This window comes from Arthrobacter sp. UYCu512 (assembly GCF_040547075.1).
Taxonomy (GTDB): domain Bacteria; phylum Actinomycetota; class Actinomycetes; order Actinomycetales; family Micrococcaceae; genus Arthrobacter.
The window spans coordinates 115,791-133,292 of the sequence record NZ_JBEPPA010000005.1 but is presented as its reverse complement, the minus strand read 5'-3'; the positions used below and the strand labels follow the sequence as shown (position 1 = coordinate 133,292).

Annotated in this window: 17 protein-coding genes; 6 read left to right on the top strand and 11 right to left on the bottom strand. The window is 62.5% G+C overall.

Features of this window, described 5'->3' with window-relative positions:
• Positions 1–60: 60 nt before the first annotated feature.
• On the bottom strand, positions 61–201 hold the full coding sequence (locus ABIB49_RS07060; RefSeq protein ID WP_354156848.1) for a hypothetical protein: 141 nt from the start codon (positions 199–201) through the stop codon (positions 61–63).
• Here ABIB49_RS07060 and ABIB49_RS07055 point away from each other — a divergent pair, their 5' ends adjacent.
• Entirely contained in the window at positions 202–486 is a 285-nt protein-coding gene (locus tag ABIB49_RS07055) for a hypothetical protein (RefSeq protein WP_354156847.1), read from the top strand.
• Between the two features lie 19 nt (positions 487–505).
• On the opposite strand, the gene ABIB49_RS07050 is transcribed toward ABIB49_RS07055, so the two are convergent.
• Together ABIB49_RS07050 and rfbA are read right to left on the bottom strand one after the other, a co-directional pair.
• The gene (locus ABIB49_RS07050; RefSeq protein ID WP_354156846.1) at positions 506–2,494 is read right to left on the bottom strand and encodes a DUF6541 family protein; all 1,989 of its coding nucleotides are present in this window, start codon (positions 2,492–2,494) and stop codon (positions 506–508) included.
• A gap of 51 nt (positions 2,495–2,545) precedes the next feature.
• On the bottom strand, positions 2,546–3,415 hold the full coding sequence (gene rfbA, locus ABIB49_RS07045) for a glucose-1-phosphate thymidylyltransferase RfbA (protein ID WP_282360485.1): 870 nt from the start codon (positions 3,413–3,415) through the stop codon (positions 2,546–2,548).
• A gap of 140 nt (positions 3,416–3,555) precedes the next feature.
• Between rfbA and ABIB49_RS07040 the strand changes: the two genes are divergently transcribed.
• Positions 3,556–4,638, top strand: coding sequence for an acyltransferase family protein (locus ABIB49_RS07040; protein WP_282360484.1), 1,083 nt, complete (start codon positions 3,556–3,558; stop codon positions 4,636–4,638).
• 69 nt (positions 4,639–4,707) lie between these two features.
• Here the strand turns inward: ABIB49_RS07040 and ABIB49_RS07035 are convergent, their stop codons facing one another.
• The 7 genes from ABIB49_RS07035 to ABIB49_RS07005 form a co-directional block, all read right to left on the bottom strand.
• Positions 4,708–5,598 (bottom strand): glycosyltransferase, encoded by an 891-nt coding sequence (locus ABIB49_RS07035; RefSeq protein WP_354156845.1) that lies wholly within the window; start codon positions 5,596–5,598, stop codon positions 4,708–4,710.
• Positions 5,599–5,614: 16 nt separating this feature from the next.
• The gene (locus ABIB49_RS07030; protein ID WP_282360482.1) at positions 5,615–6,709 is read right to left on the bottom strand and encodes an NAD-dependent epimerase/dehydratase family protein; all 1,095 of its coding nucleotides are present in this window, start codon (positions 6,707–6,709) and stop codon (positions 5,615–5,617) included.
• 24 nt (positions 6,710–6,733) lie between these two features.
• A complete protein-coding gene (locus ABIB49_RS07025; protein ID WP_253032364.1) occupies positions 6,734–7,621 on the bottom strand; it encodes a glycosyltransferase family 2 protein in 888 nt (295 codons plus the stop codon).
• Position 7,622: 1 nt separating this feature from the next.
• A complete protein-coding gene (locus tag ABIB49_RS07020; RefSeq protein WP_282360480.1) occupies positions 7,623–8,063 on the bottom strand; it encodes a DUF2304 domain-containing protein in 441 nt (146 codons plus the stop codon).
• Positions 8,064–8,065: 2 nt separating this feature from the next.
• The gene (locus ABIB49_RS07015) at positions 8,066–8,815 is read right to left on the bottom strand and encodes a glycosyltransferase family 2 protein (RefSeq protein WP_282360479.1); all 750 of its coding nucleotides are present in this window, start codon (positions 8,813–8,815) and stop codon (positions 8,066–8,068) included.
• A 78-nt stretch (positions 8,816–8,893) separates the two neighbouring features.
• The gene (locus ABIB49_RS07010) at positions 8,894–9,820 is read right to left on the bottom strand and encodes a glycosyltransferase (RefSeq protein ID WP_282360478.1); all 927 of its coding nucleotides are present in this window, start codon (positions 9,818–9,820) and stop codon (positions 8,894–8,896) included.
• The gene (locus tag ABIB49_RS07005; RefSeq protein ID WP_282360477.1) at positions 9,807–11,042 is read right to left on the bottom strand and encodes a polysaccharide biosynthesis protein; all 1,236 of its coding nucleotides are present in this window, start codon (positions 11,040–11,042) and stop codon (positions 9,807–9,809) included. Before ABIB49_RS07005 ends, ABIB49_RS07010 begins: the two co-directional genes overlap by 14 nt.
• A gap of 166 nt (positions 11,043–11,208) precedes the next feature.
• On the opposite strand from ABIB49_RS07005, the gene ABIB49_RS07000 reads away from it, so the two are divergent.
• The 4 genes from ABIB49_RS07000 to ABIB49_RS06985 all read left to right on the top strand — a co-directional run bounded on the left by ABIB49_RS07000 (position 11,209) and on the right by ABIB49_RS06985 (position 15,676).
• Positions 11,209–11,976, top strand: coding sequence for a glycosyltransferase (locus ABIB49_RS07000; RefSeq protein WP_354156844.1), 768 nt, complete (start codon positions 11,209–11,211; stop codon positions 11,974–11,976).
• Positions 11,977–12,030: 54 nt separating this feature from the next.
• A complete protein-coding gene (gene rfbB / locus ABIB49_RS06995) occupies positions 12,031–13,029 on the top strand; it encodes a dTDP-glucose 4,6-dehydratase (RefSeq protein WP_282360475.1) in 999 nt (332 codons plus the stop codon).
• Positions 13,030–13,032: 3 nt separating this feature from the next.
• Complete coding sequence (locus tag ABIB49_RS06990; RefSeq protein ID WP_354156843.1) at positions 13,033–14,445, top strand: sugar nucleotide-binding protein; 1,413 nt, start codon at positions 13,033–13,035, stop codon at positions 14,443–14,445.
• A 163-nt stretch (positions 14,446–14,608) separates the two neighbouring features.
• Positions 14,609–15,676, top strand: coding sequence for an acyltransferase family protein (locus ABIB49_RS06985; protein WP_354156842.1), 1,068 nt, complete (start codon positions 14,609–14,611; stop codon positions 15,674–15,676).
• Positions 15,677–15,739: 63 nt separating this feature from the next.
• Here the strand turns inward: ABIB49_RS06985 and ABIB49_RS06980 are convergent, their stop codons facing one another.
• Positions 15,740–17,341 carry a DUF2142 domain-containing protein gene (locus ABIB49_RS06980; protein WP_354156841.1) on the bottom strand — a complete coding sequence of 534 codons (1,602 nt, stop codon included), beginning with the start codon at positions 17,339–17,341 and terminating at the stop codon, positions 15,740–15,742.
• Positions 17,342–17,502: the final 161 nt, after the last annotated feature.

Sequence of the window (17,502 nt, the reverse complement as noted above, 5' to 3'; positions counted from 1 at the left end):
ACGGAACCCACGACTCACGACGGCCGTACCGTGCTGCCCGCCCGGCCTGAGGATTGCAGTTCACCCGGAGTCGTTGGCATCAGGGGTGTCCTCGGAACTGTCGCCGATCAGCTTCAACTGCCCATCGCCAAGGTATCCTCCAAAGCGGGTCTGGCCGACGTGACCTGCACGTTCGCCCTTGCGCCGATACCGGGCGGTCAAGTGCCCGAGCCTGGCAACTCGTTGCTGATTGCCACAACGACAGCCAATGACGAAGTGGCCTTCAAAAAGCTTGAGCTACCCCGGCTTATGATGGAGCCAAAACCCGTGTCCGGGCTCGGCAGCAAGGCCTGGTACTCACTGAACCGGCTCAGCGATTCGACCGAGTATGTGCTTGAGGTTGTGGACGGACTGACCGTGACAAGGATCTCACTTGCGGTTCCCGCAGCTGCGGCACAGGTTGACGGGATGCAACAGAAGTTGAGCGCCGTCGCTGCGTTGCCCTAGTCGGGGACGGATGTAGCCCCTACATAACCGCACAGGCAGTGAGTTCGTAGAGTCTGGCTGCGCCTTGTGCGAAAACGAGCTTCACGGCCTTGGATTCCGCTAGATTTTCCAGGCCGGGGAATCGGTGGCTTCCGCCGTGGACTTCCTGAGATCCGAAGTCCAACACGTAGCGCACGCCGGTCGCCTTGGCGGCATCGCAGACTGCCGGAACGGTGTCGGCGTCGCGGAGCTCGGCGTTCAGGAGCTCAACAGCTGGCGAATTGGCAGTCAGGACGTGCTTTGCAGTGGTCTCCCGGTCAGCTAGGGCGTACGCCATGGCGGCGCCGGTCCAGGGATTAACTGCGATGACGGATCCAGCGGGGACCAGTTCCGGGAGACGGTCAATCAGTGCCTGCTCATCTGTGGAGACAAGCGGTGAGTCCCGGGATTCCTGGTAGTTTGCGCGGGCCGAGCGCACCGCGGCAGCAGTCGAGGGCAGCTGGGACGCTAGTGCTGCTGCGGCCACGACCACAGCAGCGCTGGCCCACAGGACGGTTCGGGTGCTCTTCGGTGTCACACTGCGGCCGTCAACAGTTGCGGACGCCCGGTGGCGGTGCAGCACGCTGCGCAAACGGGTGGCTATGGCGTCAGCGCCGAGTGCAGTAAACGGGACCGCAGTCAACGGCAAGAGCGCGGCAAGCCGATAACTATCGTTGTACCAGACCCCTGTTATCCGGCTCCTGAAGTCGCTGATTGGTGTCCCGGAGACAATCACGAAAAGGACTGCCGTGATGCCGAAGCAAGCCAGAATCCAGGCGTGGCGACTGCGGCGCAAGGACAGTGCCAGTCCAAGGACCATCAGCACGCTCAGCGCGGGAGCGACGGGACGGTTCATTGCAGAGTTGGTCATCACCTCGAACCCTGCGCCAAGCGCTGACTGCACCGGGCCCCAGAAGGCGGCGTCCTGCGGGGGGCGGATGTATTTCCAGAGCACGAGGAGCAGACCTGCGAAAACGACCAGGCCCAAGCTGGCCGGCACCCGGCCTTGGGTCCCCTTCTTTCTGCCGATATAGCGCCGCCAATAGGATTGTGCGACCACCGGAACGGAAAGAACCAGCAAGGACATAACGCCGTTGGGATGGGCCAAGGCCACCCCCGGAATCAAGAGCAAGGGCAGGCCGAAACGTGCCCACGCAGAAACGTGGAGTTCAGTGCCGAGGCCGAAGCAGACGGCGACTGCGCCGAGAGCGGCAGGCAGCATGCAAACCGAAAGGAAGTTCGGATAAAGTACCCCAAAGTCCAACAACATAATGGGAAACGCAGAAAAGATACCTGAGAGTACGGCGGCAGAGGCGATTGCTATCGGCCTGTTGCCGGCCACAATCCGGGTCAGCATCATGCAGCCCAGCGGCCACATAAACGCGGCGATGGCCATGTTGAGGACGTTGACGGCCACCGGTAGCGGCGCCCCGGTCAACTGGATGAAGGCCGCAGCGAGACCGTGCCAGGCCGCGGGGTAGAAGTAGGGGGCCGCGCCTCCGCTGGCCATTGATGACATCGTCAGCGACGAGGCGCTGCCCGTTTCCAGGACGTAGCGCACGCCGTTGAGGTGGAAGACGTTGTCGAAGGTCTGAGAGAAGCTGGCCGGGGTAACAAAGGCAACAGCCAGCTGAACGAGGATCAGGCCTGCGCCGAGGGCGAAGGAAGCCGCCAGCCAGACGGACTGGCGTCCGGGTTGGAACTTGAGAGCCAACTGTTCGGCCAGTGTGCGGTCGCGGCGGAGCCACCGAAGGCCGGCCAGGCCAAGTCCGAGGATGACCCCGCCCAGCAAGATGGCCGCCGATGACCATTTGATGCCGAGATAGGGCAGCGCCACAGCCAAGACGGCTGCGACCGCGACGGTGATCGGCGGGGCCGCGGCGACGGCTAGAAGTCCACGAAGGCCAAGTCCAAACGAGACCAGGCCGCCCGGAAGAATGAGAAAGACGGCGGCGGCGAGGATGAGGGGGACAGTTTCAAGCCAACTCAAATGGACAACCGCAAGTCGGGGTGTTCGAGGACTAGGCCAGGGGCGGGCATATCAAATCGACTGGTCCAGCAGTCCGAGCAGGTAACTGCCATACCCACTCTTGATGAGGGGCTCGGCCCGTTCGCGCAGTTCGTCGTCGCTGAGGAAGCCATTGCGCCAGGCGATCTCTTCGGGTGCGCCGATCTTGAGGCCCTGGCGGTTCTCGACCGTCCGGACAAAGTTCGAGGCATCACTTAGGTCGTCGAACGTGCCGGTGTCCAGCCATGCCGTGCCGCGGGGAAGGATTTCCACTTGCAGCTTTCCGCGCTCCAGGTAGGTGCGGTTGACGTCGGTGATTTCAAGCTCTCCGCGGGGGGAGGGTCGCAGGTTTTTCGCTATGTCGATGACATCGTTGTCGTAGAAGTAGAGGCCGGGCACGGCGTAGTGGCTTCGCGGCTTGGCCGGCTTTTCTTCGAGCGAGAGGGCCTTGCCGTCGTCGTCAAACTCGACAACGCCGTAGGCCTTGGGGTCCTTGACCCAGTAGCCGAACACGGCGCCACCGTCGATATTGGCGTGCCGGCGCAACTGCGTACCCATGCCTTGGCCGTAGAAGATGTTGTCCCCGAGAACGAGGGCAACGGTGTCGTCTCCGATATGGTCGGCACCCAGGATAAACGCCTGCGCCAGGCCGTCGGGGGACGGCTGCTGGACGTAGGTGATGCTCACCCCGTACTGCGATCCATCGCCCAGGAGCCGCTGGAACTGCTCTGCATCGTGGGGGGTGGTGATGATGAGGATGTCCCGGATCCCCGCGAGGATAAGGGTGGAGAGGGGGTAGTAGATCATCGGCTTGTCGTACACGGGCACGAGTTGCTTGCTGATGCCGAAGGTGATCGGGTGCAGCCGCGATCCGGTTCCGCCTGCCAAGATTATTCCACGCATTTATCAATCCTCCCGTAATGGCGGCGCCACAGCAAATAGCGCACCCTTTTATCCGCTGGCGGTCGGCCCGGACCGGTGAAGCGGTTAGCGGCCGCCGTGTAGAATTAAGTGCCCGCACATATGACGAAGGAAGCCCGGACTTGAGCAGCGTTGCACTTAAACCCCAAGCGATTCCGGCCCCTTCACTCGGGAACCGGCTCGATCCGCGGGGCAACAGCCTCAACCTCATCCGCCTGGTCTTGGCCCTTGCTGTGCTGTTTGCCCACAGCTGGCACATCGTCGGCGCCGGCAACGGCCCGGGGTTCCGCGGCGAAAACCTTGGCGGGTGGGCCGTTGCGGGCTTCTTTGGCATCAGCGGTTACCTGATCACGGCGAGCAGGTTCAGCAATAGGATCGGCTCGTATCTGGTTCACCGTGCGGCAAGGATCTTCCCGGCATTCATCGTCTGCCTGGCAGTGATGGCTTTTGTGTTCGCGCCCATCGCCTACGCAATCCAGCACGGCTCCCTGCGTGGATTCCTCTCCACACCAACCACCCCGCTGAACTCCATTTTCGCGAACCTCCCGCTGCGGATCGTGAGCTATGACGTGGCGGGAACTCCAGCCGGCGTGCCCTACCCGGGGGCATGGAATGGTTCGCTCTGGACGCTCTACTTCGAATTCATGTGCTACTTGCTCATTGCTGTTGTGGGATTCATTCCCCTGGCCCGGAAGACACCTTGGCCGGTCGTTACGGCATACGTGGCAAGTGTGCTCCTGTGGGCAAATATCGCCTCCATCAAACCGTACATGCAGTCGAACCTCGACTTTGAGTTGGCCGCCCGGCTTGTGCCTTACTTTTTGGGCGGCGCGGTGGTTCAAGTCCTGAGCTCACGCATCGGGATTCACCGCGTCGCAGGCCCGGTCTCGATCGCCATTGCTGGGCTGTCCATCTGCTTCGTCGACGGATATGGCGGGCAGCTCGCAGCGCCCTTCATTGCCTACGGCTTGCTGTGGATCTCTACGTGGCTGCCCCAGCCATCGCTTGTCGCGCGGCACGATGTCTCCTACGGGGCATATATCTATGCCTTCCCGGTGCAGCAGTTGCTGGCAGTCTTTGGTGCGTATCACTGGGGCGTCTGGTGGTTCACCCTCGCTGCCACACTTTGCACGATTCCGTTAGCGGCGGCGAGTTGGCTTTTCATTGAACGTCCGGTGATGCGGCGGGCCAGGAAAAGCAGCTAGGGCCGCAGCTGGCTTGTCCATTGGTTCTTGGGCAAGCGGCAGCGTTTTGTGTGCCGCATGGTGCAGGCTTTAGGACAGCTTCTTGCCGCTCTTGGCCCTGAATCCGTCCGCGATCCCGTCCAATGCACTCGCGATCCGCGAAAATCGCCCGGGGGCGAGGAGCGTCACGATGGCCAGGTGCCGGTAGTCGGCCAAGAAACCCTTGATGGTCCAGAGCGGGTAGTGACGGCCGTATTGCCGGGCCAGCAGAATCCTGTTGCGGAAGATGTAGTAGTAACGCCAGGTTGCCGCCGTCCGGACTTCGAGGACTCGGCCGCCCAAGGAGAGGCTCCTCCCGAATACCCGGGCCGGGACTTTGTTTCCCAGCGCGTGCCGCAGTGAAGCTCCGGGCGCTAGGGCCACCGCCAAACCGTGGGTGCGGCATCGGAGATAGAACTCGCTGTCTACTCCATCGATGAAGAGACTGGCCTGCAGGAGGCCCAGGCGTTCGATGACAGGGACCGGGACGAGGAGTCCGGACTGGATCGGTTCACCGCCGAGCTGGACACCGTGCCGGACAGGTCCACGCCGAACCGGCAGGCCGCGTACCGAGCCCGGAGCAACCATTCCCACCGGCACACCCGAGGCCGAGGCGGCGGCGGCGGTCGTGAGCAGTTCCTGCACGTAGCCCGGGTCCAAAAGGGAGTCCTGGTCCATGGTGAGGATGAAGTCCGGTCTCGGTGTGGCTGCGAGCGCCGTCGAAATTCCTGCGTTCAGCGCTGCCGCAATGCCTGAATTCTCGCTCAGCCGAACCGCGACGCAACCCATCGCCTCCAGCTCCGTAAGGAGCCTGGCCGGGTCCTCTGGACTCCCGTCGTCAACCACAACAACCCGGTCAACTTGGGGGAGCAATGCTGCGGCGTTGGCCAGGACCGCCTCGGTTGGGTTGAACAAGGAGATCACGGCGGTGGTTGTGCGCACAGGTACGCCGTCCACCTCAGGCAGGTTTAACGTCGGGCTGCGCATCGATCCAGGTCGCCAGCTGGTCGATGCCCTGCGCGAGGTTGAACTTCGGAGACCAGCCGAGCACTTCCTGCGCCGCGGAGATATCAGCCCAGGCATGTCGAACGTCGCCCTGCCGGTATTGGCCCGTGACGTGTGGCTCCGGCGCGTTGTAGTGCTCAGCTATCAGGTTCGCCGCGGTGCCAATTGTCTGGAATTCTCCCGACCCGATGTCCATCGGTTCGCCTTGGACCGTGGCTGAGACGGCACCAGCCACTATGGCCGAGGCAACGTCGTCAATCAGCACGAAGTCGCGCCGGACCTCCCCGTCCTCATAGAGCGGAATTGATTTTCCGCCCATTGCCATCCGGCAAAAGAGGCTCATGATGCCGGTGTACGGGTTGATCAGCGACTGTCCCGGTCCGTACACATTCTGCAGCCGCAGGATAACTGTTTCGACACCATAGGACTTGGACCAGGCTTGGAGGATATGCTCCTGGGCCAGTTTCGTCGCGCCGTACACGCTGACCGGTGCAGGGAAGGTCTCGGATGCCTTCATGGCCAGGGGAGTGGCGCCGGGGAAATCCCACTGGGACTGATCCAGGGTGGCGCTCATGCGCTGTCCCGGGTAGAAGGGTTTTCCTTCCGCGTCCTGCCAGGCGCCTTCGCCATAGACGGCGCGGCTGGAAGAGAGGACGATGCGGCGCGGCAGTTTGTGGTGCCTGTTGAGGCCATCCAGCATCTGGGAGGTGCCCACTACGTTTACATGGGTGTGGCGGGTGGACTCCTCCAGGGATTGACCGGTTCCGGTCTCCGCTGCGAGATGGACGATTACGTCCGGCGACACATCCTGCAGGACCTGGTCCCAAGTGGCTGCTTCAGCGACATCAGCCACAATAAGTTCGGCGCGCAGGTCCAGTTGTTCGGGACGCAGGCCGGATTCGTGGATCTGGGGATGCAGGTTATCAACGACGACGACGCGGTCGAAGGCCTCGGCCAATGACGGGGAGATGGCGCAGCCGATAAAACCAGCTCCGCCGGTCACTAGAACGGTGCCGCCCGGACGGACGGAAGTTGAGGCAGAAGTCACTGGGGACCTTTCTTAGCGGGCAGGTTATTTGCCGAAAGCATGGCGGGCGAGGGCCTTGATTGCAGGGGTGTTCCGCGTGATTGCGGCTTTGGGAATCAGGTAAACGGCGTGGGCCCGGGACGTGACACGCAGCCGTGCAGACCGCGCCGCCCGGTGCCAGCCGAGTTCTTCGGCCTGGATGGCCGCTACTTCGAAGTATTCACGCTCGCCGGCGAACCTCGAACCGTCGACCAGCTTCGTTGCGGAAGCGCTGTTGGAATGACGGCGGTACCGGAAGCACAGCGTCGGTTCGATCAGCAGCTGATGCCCTTGGAAAATCATGTCCATGACCAACGCGAGATCCTGGATTATCGGGAAGCCTTCGCGGAATTCCACCTCCCGGATCTTGTCGGTCCGGAATGCCAGCGACGGCCAGTAGAGCCAGTCGCCGTGCATCAGGTTGCGTGCCATGGCCTCGCCCGAAACGACCTTGCAGCCACGTCCCCTTGGCTTGACGAGCTGTTGTTTGACGGTATCGGCCAACGTGGTCACAACACGGCTGTTCTCGTCGATAATCTCCACTCCGGGCTGGATCACCGCGGCGTGCGGATACCGTTTGTGGGCCTTCAGTATGACGTCAACGTAGTTCGGGAGGAGGACGTCGTCGCAACCCAGAATGACCATCACGTCTTGGCTCGCGAGTCCGACGCAGGCACGGTAGTTCTCCGTGATTCCCTCGTTGTGTTCCTTGCGGATGTACTTGACCCTGGGATCATCGATATCAGCCATGTAGTCCCTGATCTCCAGGGTGGGGTAGGCGTCATCGATCACGGTCAAGAGCCAATCCGGGTTCTCCTGCGCCAGCACGCTCTCGAGGGTTTCAATCATGTAGGCGGGCTCGCCCCAATAGGGGATGAAGATGTCCAGTGGCATTTTAGGAATCGGAGCTTTCAGTTGAGGGTTCGCCAGCAGGGACCGGCGATGTTCGGGAGTCGTCCGTTGTACTGGCGTCGCGGTGTGGGGGCAGGCCCGGCTCTAGCGCGGACAGCGCCTCGACTTGGGACCGCAGGATGGCGACTTCTTCCGCCAAGGTGCGGGTTTCGTCCTCGACAACCGAGATCTCCCAGGACAGGTGCAGGCAGACTCCCAGGAGCATCAGGATGCTCATGGTGAAGAGCAGGTTGGAGGGAAGCTGGACCCCTACAAACTCAGCGACGATGTTTAGGAGCCTCGGGAAGGCAGCCAGGACAAGTGTGGCAACTCCGACCACCAGCCAAAGGACGGCGTACTTCTCCCGAAGCTTCTTGCGGCGAAGCATTTCGACGACCAGTGCGACGATTGCCAGAGACAAGAGAAAGGCAGCTATGTTGCCCAAGGCTAGGTTCCTTTCACACCGTGCGTCGGCACGGTTACATGGGATCGCTTGCGCGTCAACGCAAAGAGCAGGGCAAAAACAGACCGTCCCAAATAGACCGCAGCCTGGGCCGGGTTATGGCTGGGCTTCCCGCCTTGCCGGGCGCGCATTTCCACCGGGACTTGGGTGACCCTGCATCCGGAGCGTACGGCGACGACAAGGGAATCAATGGTGTCGCCAAGATATTCAGCCGGATAATGATCAAGGTACTGGCTGATGGCGCGTTCGTTGCCGGCACGGAAACCGCTGGTGACATCCGTCAGACGGGTATTTGCGAGGGAAGAAATAACGCGGGCAAGGAATACCATCGCCCACTTGCGCGGGCCGCTGACAGTGTAGTTTCCCTTGTCCGCAAAACGGGCTCCGATGGAAATATCTGCATGCTCGAGGCCGGCAAGTACTTCTTCGATGTTCTTTGGATCGTGCTGGCCGTCCGAGTCGACCTGGATGACTTGGTGGTAGCCATAGCGGCGCGCGTATTTGAAACCGGCTCGCATGGCTCCCCCCACACCGAGGTTGAAGGGCAGATGCAGCACTGTAGCGCCAGCTGCCGCGGCCAACGCCGCGGTGTTGTCTGTCGAGCCATCGTCGACTACGACGACGTCGTAGCGGTTGCTGGTAGTCAATACCTCGCGAACGGTTTGGCCGATTGCCTCGGCTTCGTTCCAAGCGGGCATGATGACCAGAACGCGTGGGGGGACAGTGGGTTCCATGGTGTCCAAACTATATCAATGTCGGGCGGACTCTATAGCCGGGGCGCTGGCAGGGCCGGCCGCCCCGCGCCGCGCGGTTCAGCGGATCCGGCGCTCAAGTTCTACCGGAATGCGGCCCGAGACACCTTTGGCGCCGTCCCAGAACCCGCGTGCCGCAGCGCGCAGAAGGGTGAGTCTGCCAGGGCTGAAAGCGAAACGAAGCAGGTGCGCTTTGAGTTCTTCGACAAGCCTGCGGGCCACCCATTTGGGTGCTTTCAGCGCATAACGCTTGGTGAGGATCGTGCCGTTGCGGCAGATGTAGTAGACCCGCCCCGGCGAGTGGTAGTTGTATGAGAGCATCGTTCCGCCGATCCGCACCTGACGTCCGAAGAGAGTGCCGGGACGCCGCTGGCCGAGGTCGTGGTCGATGTCACAGCCGGCACCCACAAGCACGTCCAGTCCGGCGGTGCGCGAGCGCACTGTGAACTCGGAATCGACGCCGTCGATAAAGAGGCCCTCGTCGAACGCGCCGACCCGGTCGATCGTCGAGCGCGGGATCACGAATCCCGATTGCATGGGGTCGAATGCATGCAAAAAGCCATCGTGGCTCGGGATGGTGGGTACCGCATGGCCGCTGTAAGAGGCCGCGCAAACGAAGGCAACGTCAAGGCCTTTTGCCTTCGCGTCGGCGTAGGTTCTGTGGGCGAGCTCCACGTATCGATCGGTGACCAGCGAGTCCTGGTCCAGCGTCAGGAAGAACTCCGGCGCCCACTTCTCCGAGGCGGTCCGGATCCCCGTGTTGAGGGCAACCGCAATACCTTGGTTCGTCCCCTGGTGCAGCACCGTGGCACCCTGCTCGGCAAGGCGGGCGAATACTGGTGCCGAATCCGCAGGAGACCCGTCGTCGACGACGACAATGTGGTCCAGCTGGCCTCGAAGCCGCCGGATGGCTTCGACCAAGGACTCGGGCGGTGAGTAGGCGGCGATCACGGCAGCCGTGCGGCCTGGTTGGTCATTCGAAGGCATGGTCGGATGCCCTTTCTCTACGTAGTAGCTTGAGGCCCGGGATCAGCAGGGCAACGAACAGCACCGCTTCACTCAGGGCCATGCCAAGTGCGATACCAGGCGCATTTCCGTTCGCGCCGGCATAGATCATGGTGGCGACCCCAACGACGGCTGAAATCAGGGTCCAGCGCAGGACCTGTGACTGGCGGCCGGCCGGAATCAGCAGATTGCGGATGAACGGGGTGCTGGCGCTGAGGAACACGAACGCCAGTCCGTAGTATGCGCAGAGCTCGGTGCTCGCCTGCAGCTTGCCGGCGAAGAGCAGGCTGCTCGCGAATGGGCCCAACACCGTAAGGATGAGCGCTCCGAGGACCCCGAGTCCGGCGTGCGCCCAAATGGCAGCAAGGTGACGGCGGGCAGGGTTCGTTGCACCCCTTTCAATGGTCCAGCCTTGAAAGGCATTTCCCAGTGCCACGACCGTAAAGAGCCCGAACCGGTAGAGCGTGTCTGCGGTCGCCAGGCTGCCCGAGGCCTGCGGGGCGGTGGTGGCGGTGGCGATGGGGGCCGGAGTCGACGCATAGGCGTTGCCTGCCAGGCTGATGCCCGCTGTTTTCGCCTGGGTCTTGAGTTGGCCGAAGGATTCGCGCAGGTCCGCTGGCAACCACTGGCCACCTGCAGAGTAGCGCCGGTGGAAGCCGACGAGGGCCAGGACCGTCGCTACCGCGAGGAGAATGGTGTAGTACCAGAGCTGGTGGGTCAATAGCAGAACCGGCGCGGCCGCCGCGGTGGCGACGAAGCGTGGCACCGTGTCATAGAGGGCCAGTAGCCGGGGTTGCCCGACGCCGATGCAGAACCACGCAGGCGACAACCCGGCCAGGGCGACAGCCCACGACATTGCCACCGCTTCGTAGCGGAAGCCGGGTACGGCGACCGCCGCCGCAACGATTCCGGCGCTCGGCATAACGAGGATCATCAGAAGGAGCCGCGTGCGCATGCTCCGCAAGTAGATTTCACTGCGCTCGTGGCTGCCTGCGGCGCGGGCTATGGCGACCGGTCCGTCAACATTCCAGCCCCACAGCAGGATGGTGGCGGCGAACGTGCCGATGGCTTGACCAGAGATGACACTGGATATGCCCTCGGCGCCCACGACGCTTGCTATCACCGGAAGGAGCAGCAGGGGAGTGACTAAGGACAGAAGGGGGAGGATCGCAAACCCGGTCAGGCGCAGCAGTACGGTCTTCATGCGTGGGCGGGTCCTTGTCGGTCTGGAAGTCTGCCTCGATCTTACGGGACTTCCCTCACGGGACGCCGCCTGCACCAGCTCCGGCAGATCGAGGTCGCTTAGGATGAATTGACGGGGTTGCCGTGGTTTCCCGTCGGCATTGTGCCCAACCGAGCGAAGCGAGTCCATGAGTTCTTTACAGCCAAACAATGTGGCCGCCGTCCGCGCGAGCGTGTGCATGGCCAGCTACAACGGCTCGGCGTACATTACCGAGCAGTTGGCTTCCATCCTGGAGCAGCTGGGACCGACGGACGAGGTTGTCATCGTTGACGACGCGTCTACTGACGGAACCCGAGACGCCGTGCGGGCTTTCGGTGACGACCGCATTCGGCTCCTTGAGGCGGCGTCAAACCAGGGATACGTCAGGTCCTTTGAGCAGGCGGTCCTGGCCAGCCGCGGGTCACGTATCTTCCTGGCGGACCAGGATGACATCTGGATCGAAGGCCGTCTTGAGCTGATGCTGGCGGCGTTGGACAAGTATGCGGTTGTTGCGAGCAATTTCGACGTGCTTGGCGGTGGTCCGCGCCCGGCTATTGCCCGACTGCGAAGTGCCGACTCCAACCGCCGCGTCCCCAACCTGGCCGGCATCCTGATCGGCTACCGGGCGTACTACGGCTGCGGCATGGCCTTCCGTCGGGAGGTCCTAGGACTATTTGCTCCCGTTCCACGGTATTTGAAAGAGTCCCATGACCTGTGGCTTGCGATCGGCGGAAACGTCCTTGGCTCGATCGGCCACCTGGACGAGTCGACGCTGCTGCGTCGAATCCACGGCGCGAACGCGACTCCGGAAGGCTGGCGCTCCCTCCGGGTCATCGTGTCCGCGAGGCTGGTCCTTTTACGGCTGATGGGGGAGGCCCTGCGGCGCACTGCGGGGCAAAATCGCGCACCGAAGTAGCTCGCTCCAATGCCCTGATCGCTGGAGCTTTTCGGTTGACGGTAAGCTGACTGAATGCAAAAACTCCTTGTCACCGGCGGCGCCGGCTTCATTGGTTCCAATTTTGTCCACTATGTAGTTGAGAACACAGACGATCACGTGACCGTCCTGGACAAGCTCACCTACGCCGGCAACCTGGATTCGTTGAAGGGCCTTCCGGCGGGGCGTTTGGAGTTCGTCAAGGGTGACATCTGCGACGCGGACCTGGTCGATGGGCTCGTGGCCGAGGCCGACGTTGTGGTCCACTACGCGGCGGAGTCGCACAATGATAATTCGCTGCATGATCCGCGCCCGTTCCTTGATACGAACATCATCGGCACGTATACGCTGATCGAGGCGGCCCGGAAGCACGGCAAGCGTTTTCACCACATCTCCACGGACGAGGTCTACGGCGACCTTGAACTCGATGATCCGGAGCGGTTCACCGAGAGCACCCCGTACAACCCTTCCAGTCCTTATTCGTCGACCAAAGCGGGCTCGGACCTGCTGGTCCGGGCCTGGGTGCGGTCTTTCGGGCTGCAGGCAACGATCAGCAACTGCTCGAACAACTACGGCCCGTACCAGCACGTGGAGAAATTCATTCCGCGCCAGATCACCAACGTGATCGACGGGATCCGTCCCAAGCTTTACGGCAAGGGCGAGAATGTCCGGGACTGGATCCACGCCAATGATCATTCCTCCGCTGTCCTGGCGATCATCGCCGGGGGCCGGATCGGGGAGACCTACCTGATCGGCGCGGACGGGGAGCAGAACAACAAGGACGTCGTCGAACTGATCCTCAAGCACATGGGCCAGTCCCCGGAGGCCTACGACCATGTGGTGGACCGTCCCGGCCACGACATGCGCTATGCCATCGACTCCGCGAAGCTGCGCGATGAGCTCGGCTGGAAGCCGCGCTTTTCCAACTTCGACGCCGGGATCGAGGACACCATTGCCTGGTACCGGGACAACGAGGACTGGTGGCGTCCGCAGAAGGCGGCCACGGAAGCTAAGTACACGGAACAGGGCCAGTAGATTATGTCGATCGAGTTCTCGAAAAAGCTCACCGCGCACGAAACCCCGATTCCCGGCGTCGTCCTCTACGACCTTCCGGTCCACGGCGACAATCGGGGCTGGTTCAAGGAGAACTGGCAGCGGGAAAAAATGGTGGCCCTGGGCCTGCCGGACTTCCGGCCGGTGCAGAACAACATCTCGTTCAACGAAAAGGCCGGAACCACCCGCGGGATCCATGCCGAACCATGGGATAAATTCATTTCGGTCGCCACCGGCCGGATATTCGGTGCCTGGGTTGACCTGCGCGAGGGTGCCTCATTCGGTGCCGTGTTCACGGCCGAACTCGATGCCAGCCAGGCCATTTTTATCCCCCGCGGTGTCGGCAATGCCTTCCAGACCCTGGCGGACAACACCGCCTACACGTACCTGGTCAACGACCACTGGTCCGCCGACGCCCAGGGCCAGTACACCTTCCTGAACCTCGCCGACGAGAGCGCCGCGATCGCCTGGCCCGTGCCGCTGGAGGAGGCCGAACTCTCCGACAAGGACAAGGCCCACCCGCGGCTAGGGGATGTCGTCCCGATGCCGCCGAAGAAGACCCTCGTCCTCGGCGCCGACGGCCAGCTCGGCAAGGCGCTGCGGGAACTCTACGACGGAGATACTTCCGTTGAGTTCGCCGGCCGCACCGAGTTTGACCTCGGCAGCGCGGACGCGTTTGCGGCCCGGAACTGGAAAAACTACTCCACGATCATCAACGCCGCCGCGTATACCGCAGTCGACGCGGCCGAGTCGGGCCAGGGCCGGGCCGCGGCTTGGGCGGCAAACGTCAGTGCCGTCGCACGGCTGGCTCGAACCGCCGTCGAGCACGACCTGGTTCTGGTCCACGTCTCTTCCGACTACGTCTTCGACGGCACCCAAGAGCTCCACACCGAGGACGAGCCGTTGTCCCCGCTGGGGGTTTACGGGCAGACCAAAGCCGCAGGCGACGCCGTCGTTTCCGTGGTGCCGCGGCACTACATCGTGCGCACCAGCTGGGTGATCGGGGAGGGCAACAACTTCGTCCGGATCATGGCATCGCTCGCCGGGCGCGGAATTGAGCCGTCAGTCGTGAACGACCAGATCGGCCGGCTGAGCTTTACCGAGGACATTGCCGCCGGCATCCGGCACCTGCTCGAAACGGGCGCGCCCTTCGGGACCTACAACCTCTCCAACGAAGGTGCTCCGCAGTCGTGGGCGGACATCGCCGCCGACGTCTACGAACTCTCCGGCAAGTCACGGGACGCCGTCACCGGGGTCAGCACGGAAGAATACTTCCGCGGAAAATCCGTTGCGCCCCGTCCGGTCAACAGCATCCTGGATCTGGCAAAAATAGCAGCCGCAGGCTTTGTGCCGGCAACGGCGGCCGATCGTTTGCAGACGTATTTGACGAAGGGATAACCCGCCTGCCCGCTGCCGGCTGAACAGCGGCCGGCTCCGGGCGGACGGGGCCGGTCATGCTAGCCCGTCGTGTCAAAATTGGGTGCAGAGTAGCCGTGGCGTAGTCTAGCCCTCGGACCGGCGGCCCTTTTGGCTGCGTCATTGGAACCAGCCGCAGGTACTTATGTCTTTGAAATCCGCGTTTGACCCCCGCTCTAATTCGCTGAATGCGATCCGGCTCGGGCTGGCCCTTTTGGTCATGGTTTCCCATTCGTGGGCTCTTGGTGGTGCCGGGGCTGAGCCAGAGCTCGGGGGCGCAAACCTGGGTACGTGGGCTGTCTTCGGATTCTTCGGAATCTCGGGGTACCTGATCACCAGAAGCAGGCTCTCCGGCCATTCCGTCCGCCAGTTCTACAGGGCCAGGTTCCTCCGGCTGTTTCCTGGTTTCCTTGTCTGTCTGCTCGCAGTCGCATTTGTCTTCGCGCCACTGTCGAGGCTGTGGGATCCGGCGGGCAGCTTCTCCATCCTTGACCAACTCGGCTATATCCTGCGGAACATCCTCCTCTATCCGCCGTTCCTCGGCCAGTACGACATCGGTTCAACGCTGTCAGCGGTGCCGTTCACTGATGTTTGGAACGGTCCACTGTGGACGCTGTTCTGGGAAGCGAGCTGCTACGTGCTTGTGGGGGTAGCGGCCAGCCTTCTGCCGAGGCGTGTGCTGGGTCCATTGCTGGCAGCGACGCTCGTCATCGCGTCGGTGGCAACTCTCGCGGCCGAGCAAAATCCCGTGGTGCCCCTCCTGATCACCAGGACGCTGCCCATGTTGGCTGCTTTTGCCGGCGGCGCCGTGATGTTCCTTTACGACGAAAAGTTCATTCGACGGTGGGCCGTCCCGGGCGCTGTGGGGATGCTCGTTATGTCCGTGCTGACACAGACAGCCACCACGCTGGCACCGTTGCCCTTCACTTACCTTCTCTTTGTCCTGAGCGCCATCATCCCCTTGCAGCGGGTCGGTTCCCGCTTCGACGTCTCTTACGGTGTCTATATTTACGGCTGGCCGGTGCAGCAGGTGGTGGCCTTGATCGCCGGTGACAGTCTCCCGGTGTGGGTCTTCGTTGGCCTGAGTGTGGCTGCAACCGTTCCGCTGGCTTACCTGAGCTGCCGCTACGTTGAGCAGCCCGCCCTGGCCTTCAAGAATGGCAGGGCCGCCGCGACCGCTGTGGCCGCCGGCGGCAAGAACCGGGCCGGCTGACAAGGTCGCCGAAGACAGTTCGCCACAGCTGCCGCCTGTGATCGAATCGACTGAACCGTTCGGCTAGGTTTCCAGCGTCGCAACAGGTGTGGGCAGCGGGTCGTGGTGCGGCGCCTGAGAGCCGTTGGCTTCCACAGCGGTGCCGGTGTGCGCAGCGGCAGCTGTTGCTGGCGGCTTGACGGTTACCCAGCGGTGCAGGAGGATGGCAGCTGCCACAAGGACTGCCAGGTAGAGGACGGCCAGGGTGATCCAGCCAAAGGGCGGCTGCCATTGCGGTGCTTCAACCATGTCACGCCAGTTGGAGCTGTCCTGCAGGCCGATAACGTAGCGCCGCAGACCGTATATGAAGCTGTAGAAATGGCCAAAGACGAGCAGGGTTAACACAGCGGCGCTCGCCCGGCGGCCAACTCCGGCGTTTGCGACGGAGAATGACCTCATGGCCACGCCGCAGGCCGTGACCAGTACAACCACGAGGGCAAGGATGTAGCGGCCCTGCCAGATGAGTCCCACGTCTTTCGCCAGCGGGATCTGAAGGAGGGGCGGGAGCGCGATAACGGCCACCGTGAGAAAGGCCACGGTCAAGCGTCCGGCCCTGTCCGCGACAGACCAGGAGATGAAGATCGAGCCGATGATGAGCGTTGCCCATACGGCAAGGACCCCTGCCGGCCCGGGGGTGTCCAGCCAGCCAAGGTAAGAAACATAGCCGACAGCGAAGTCGAAGGTCCTGTCCAACATGATTGTCGCAATTTGAGTTGGCGTTGCGTCTATGCCTTGGCCCATAAGGTTCTGCAGGCTGTTGGCCACACGGAGCCACACGAGGGACAGCGCGCAACCGATAGCTACGATTCCGATCATGGCCCAGCCGAATTTTTGCCGGAACAATGACAGCAGTGGCCGATAGCCGAACAGCATCAGCGAAGCCACCACAGCCAGGGCCAACCACAGCAGCGACGCGGCGCGCGTGTTGGCCAGGACGACTGCGGACAGAGTAGCCGCGCCGAGCGGGCCTTTCCAGGCACCGTTCGACTGGAGGCGGTCCCACGTAAGACACAGTGCGGCGAATACGGACATGGAGGTCGCGATTTCGAGGGCATTGGGATTCACCGCGCCGGAAAGGAAAAGCACCATGGGCGTCAGTGCGAACGACGCGACGAACAGCGGCAGGCGCCACTGGCGCAGCCCTGCCAGCGAAATCATGGCAATGGCTATAAAAGCAGCGCTCAGCAGCCCACTGACAATGCGCATCGCGTAGATGGCTTTGGCCCCTGACAGGAAAAGGCTCGGCAGGCCTGTAACTGCGTAGTACATGGGGTTGTAGTTCCCGGCGCTGGTGAGTGCCTTAACGATCGTTGTGTCCGACGTGACGGGCGGGCTGCAACCGGCGGAGACCAGAGACTTCCATGCGAAGCAGAAGGGGAGCCCGTCGGTTGCGGCAATGTAAGCAGGGACATCAACCTGGGACCGTTCCCCTTGGGCTGTGCCGGATTCACCCTGCAGCTGACCCCGAACAACCGAAGCCGCCTTGATAACGTGTGACTGCTCGTCCGGTACCGAAATCAGCGGGCTGGCCACGGACCAGAGGGTTGTCAGCAGGCCGACAACCGCAAAAACTGCGAAGAACCGCAGGAGGCCGATGGGAAGTTTTCGGGTTTTCAAGGCAGGCAAGGAAGGCATGATTCTCTCTGGTACGGCGTCAGGTCCTACCTCACTCTACAAGCCAGCGTCGCTCCCGCGGCAGCGACGGCAAAACGTTCGCCAGCGTTCCTGAATGGACATTGCAGTCGCCTGGTCTAGACTGTTTTGGTGTCACTGGCCTAGGACGGTGC

Excerpts from the sequence above, each read along its gene's own strand:
- rfbA (WP_282360485.1), bottom strand. The coding sequence starts at position 3,415 with ATGCGTGGAATAATCTTGGCAGGCGGAACCGGATCGCGGCTGCACCCG.
- ABIB49_RS07025 (WP_253032364.1), bottom strand. The coding sequence starts at position 7,621 with ATGCCACTGGACATCTTCATCCCCTATTGGGGCGAGCCCGCCTACATG.
- ABIB49_RS07015 (WP_282360479.1), bottom strand. The coding sequence starts at position 8,815 with ATGGAACCCACTGTCCCCCCACGCGTTCTGGTCATCATGCCCGCTTGG.
- ABIB49_RS07010 (WP_282360478.1), bottom strand. The coding sequence starts at position 9,820 with ATGCCTTCGAATGACCAACCAGGCCGCACGGCTGCCGTGATCGCCGCC.
- ABIB49_RS07005 (WP_282360477.1), bottom strand. The coding sequence starts at position 11,042 with ATGAAGACCGTACTGCTGCGCCTGACCGGGTTTGCGATCCTCCCCCTT.
- ABIB49_RS07000 (WP_354156844.1), top strand. The coding sequence starts at position 11,209 with ATGAGTTCTTTACAGCCAAACAATGTGGCCGCCGTCCGCGCGAGCGTG.
- rfbB (WP_282360475.1), top strand. The coding sequence starts at position 12,031 with ATGCAAAAACTCCTTGTCACCGGCGGCGCCGGCTTCATTGGTTCCAAT.
- ABIB49_RS06990 (WP_354156843.1), top strand. The coding sequence starts at position 13,033 with ATGTCGATCGAGTTCTCGAAAAAGCTCACCGCGCACGAAACCCCGATT.
- ABIB49_RS06985 (WP_354156842.1), top strand. The coding sequence starts at position 14,609 with ATGTCTTTGAAATCCGCGTTTGACCCCCGCTCTAATTCGCTGAATGCG.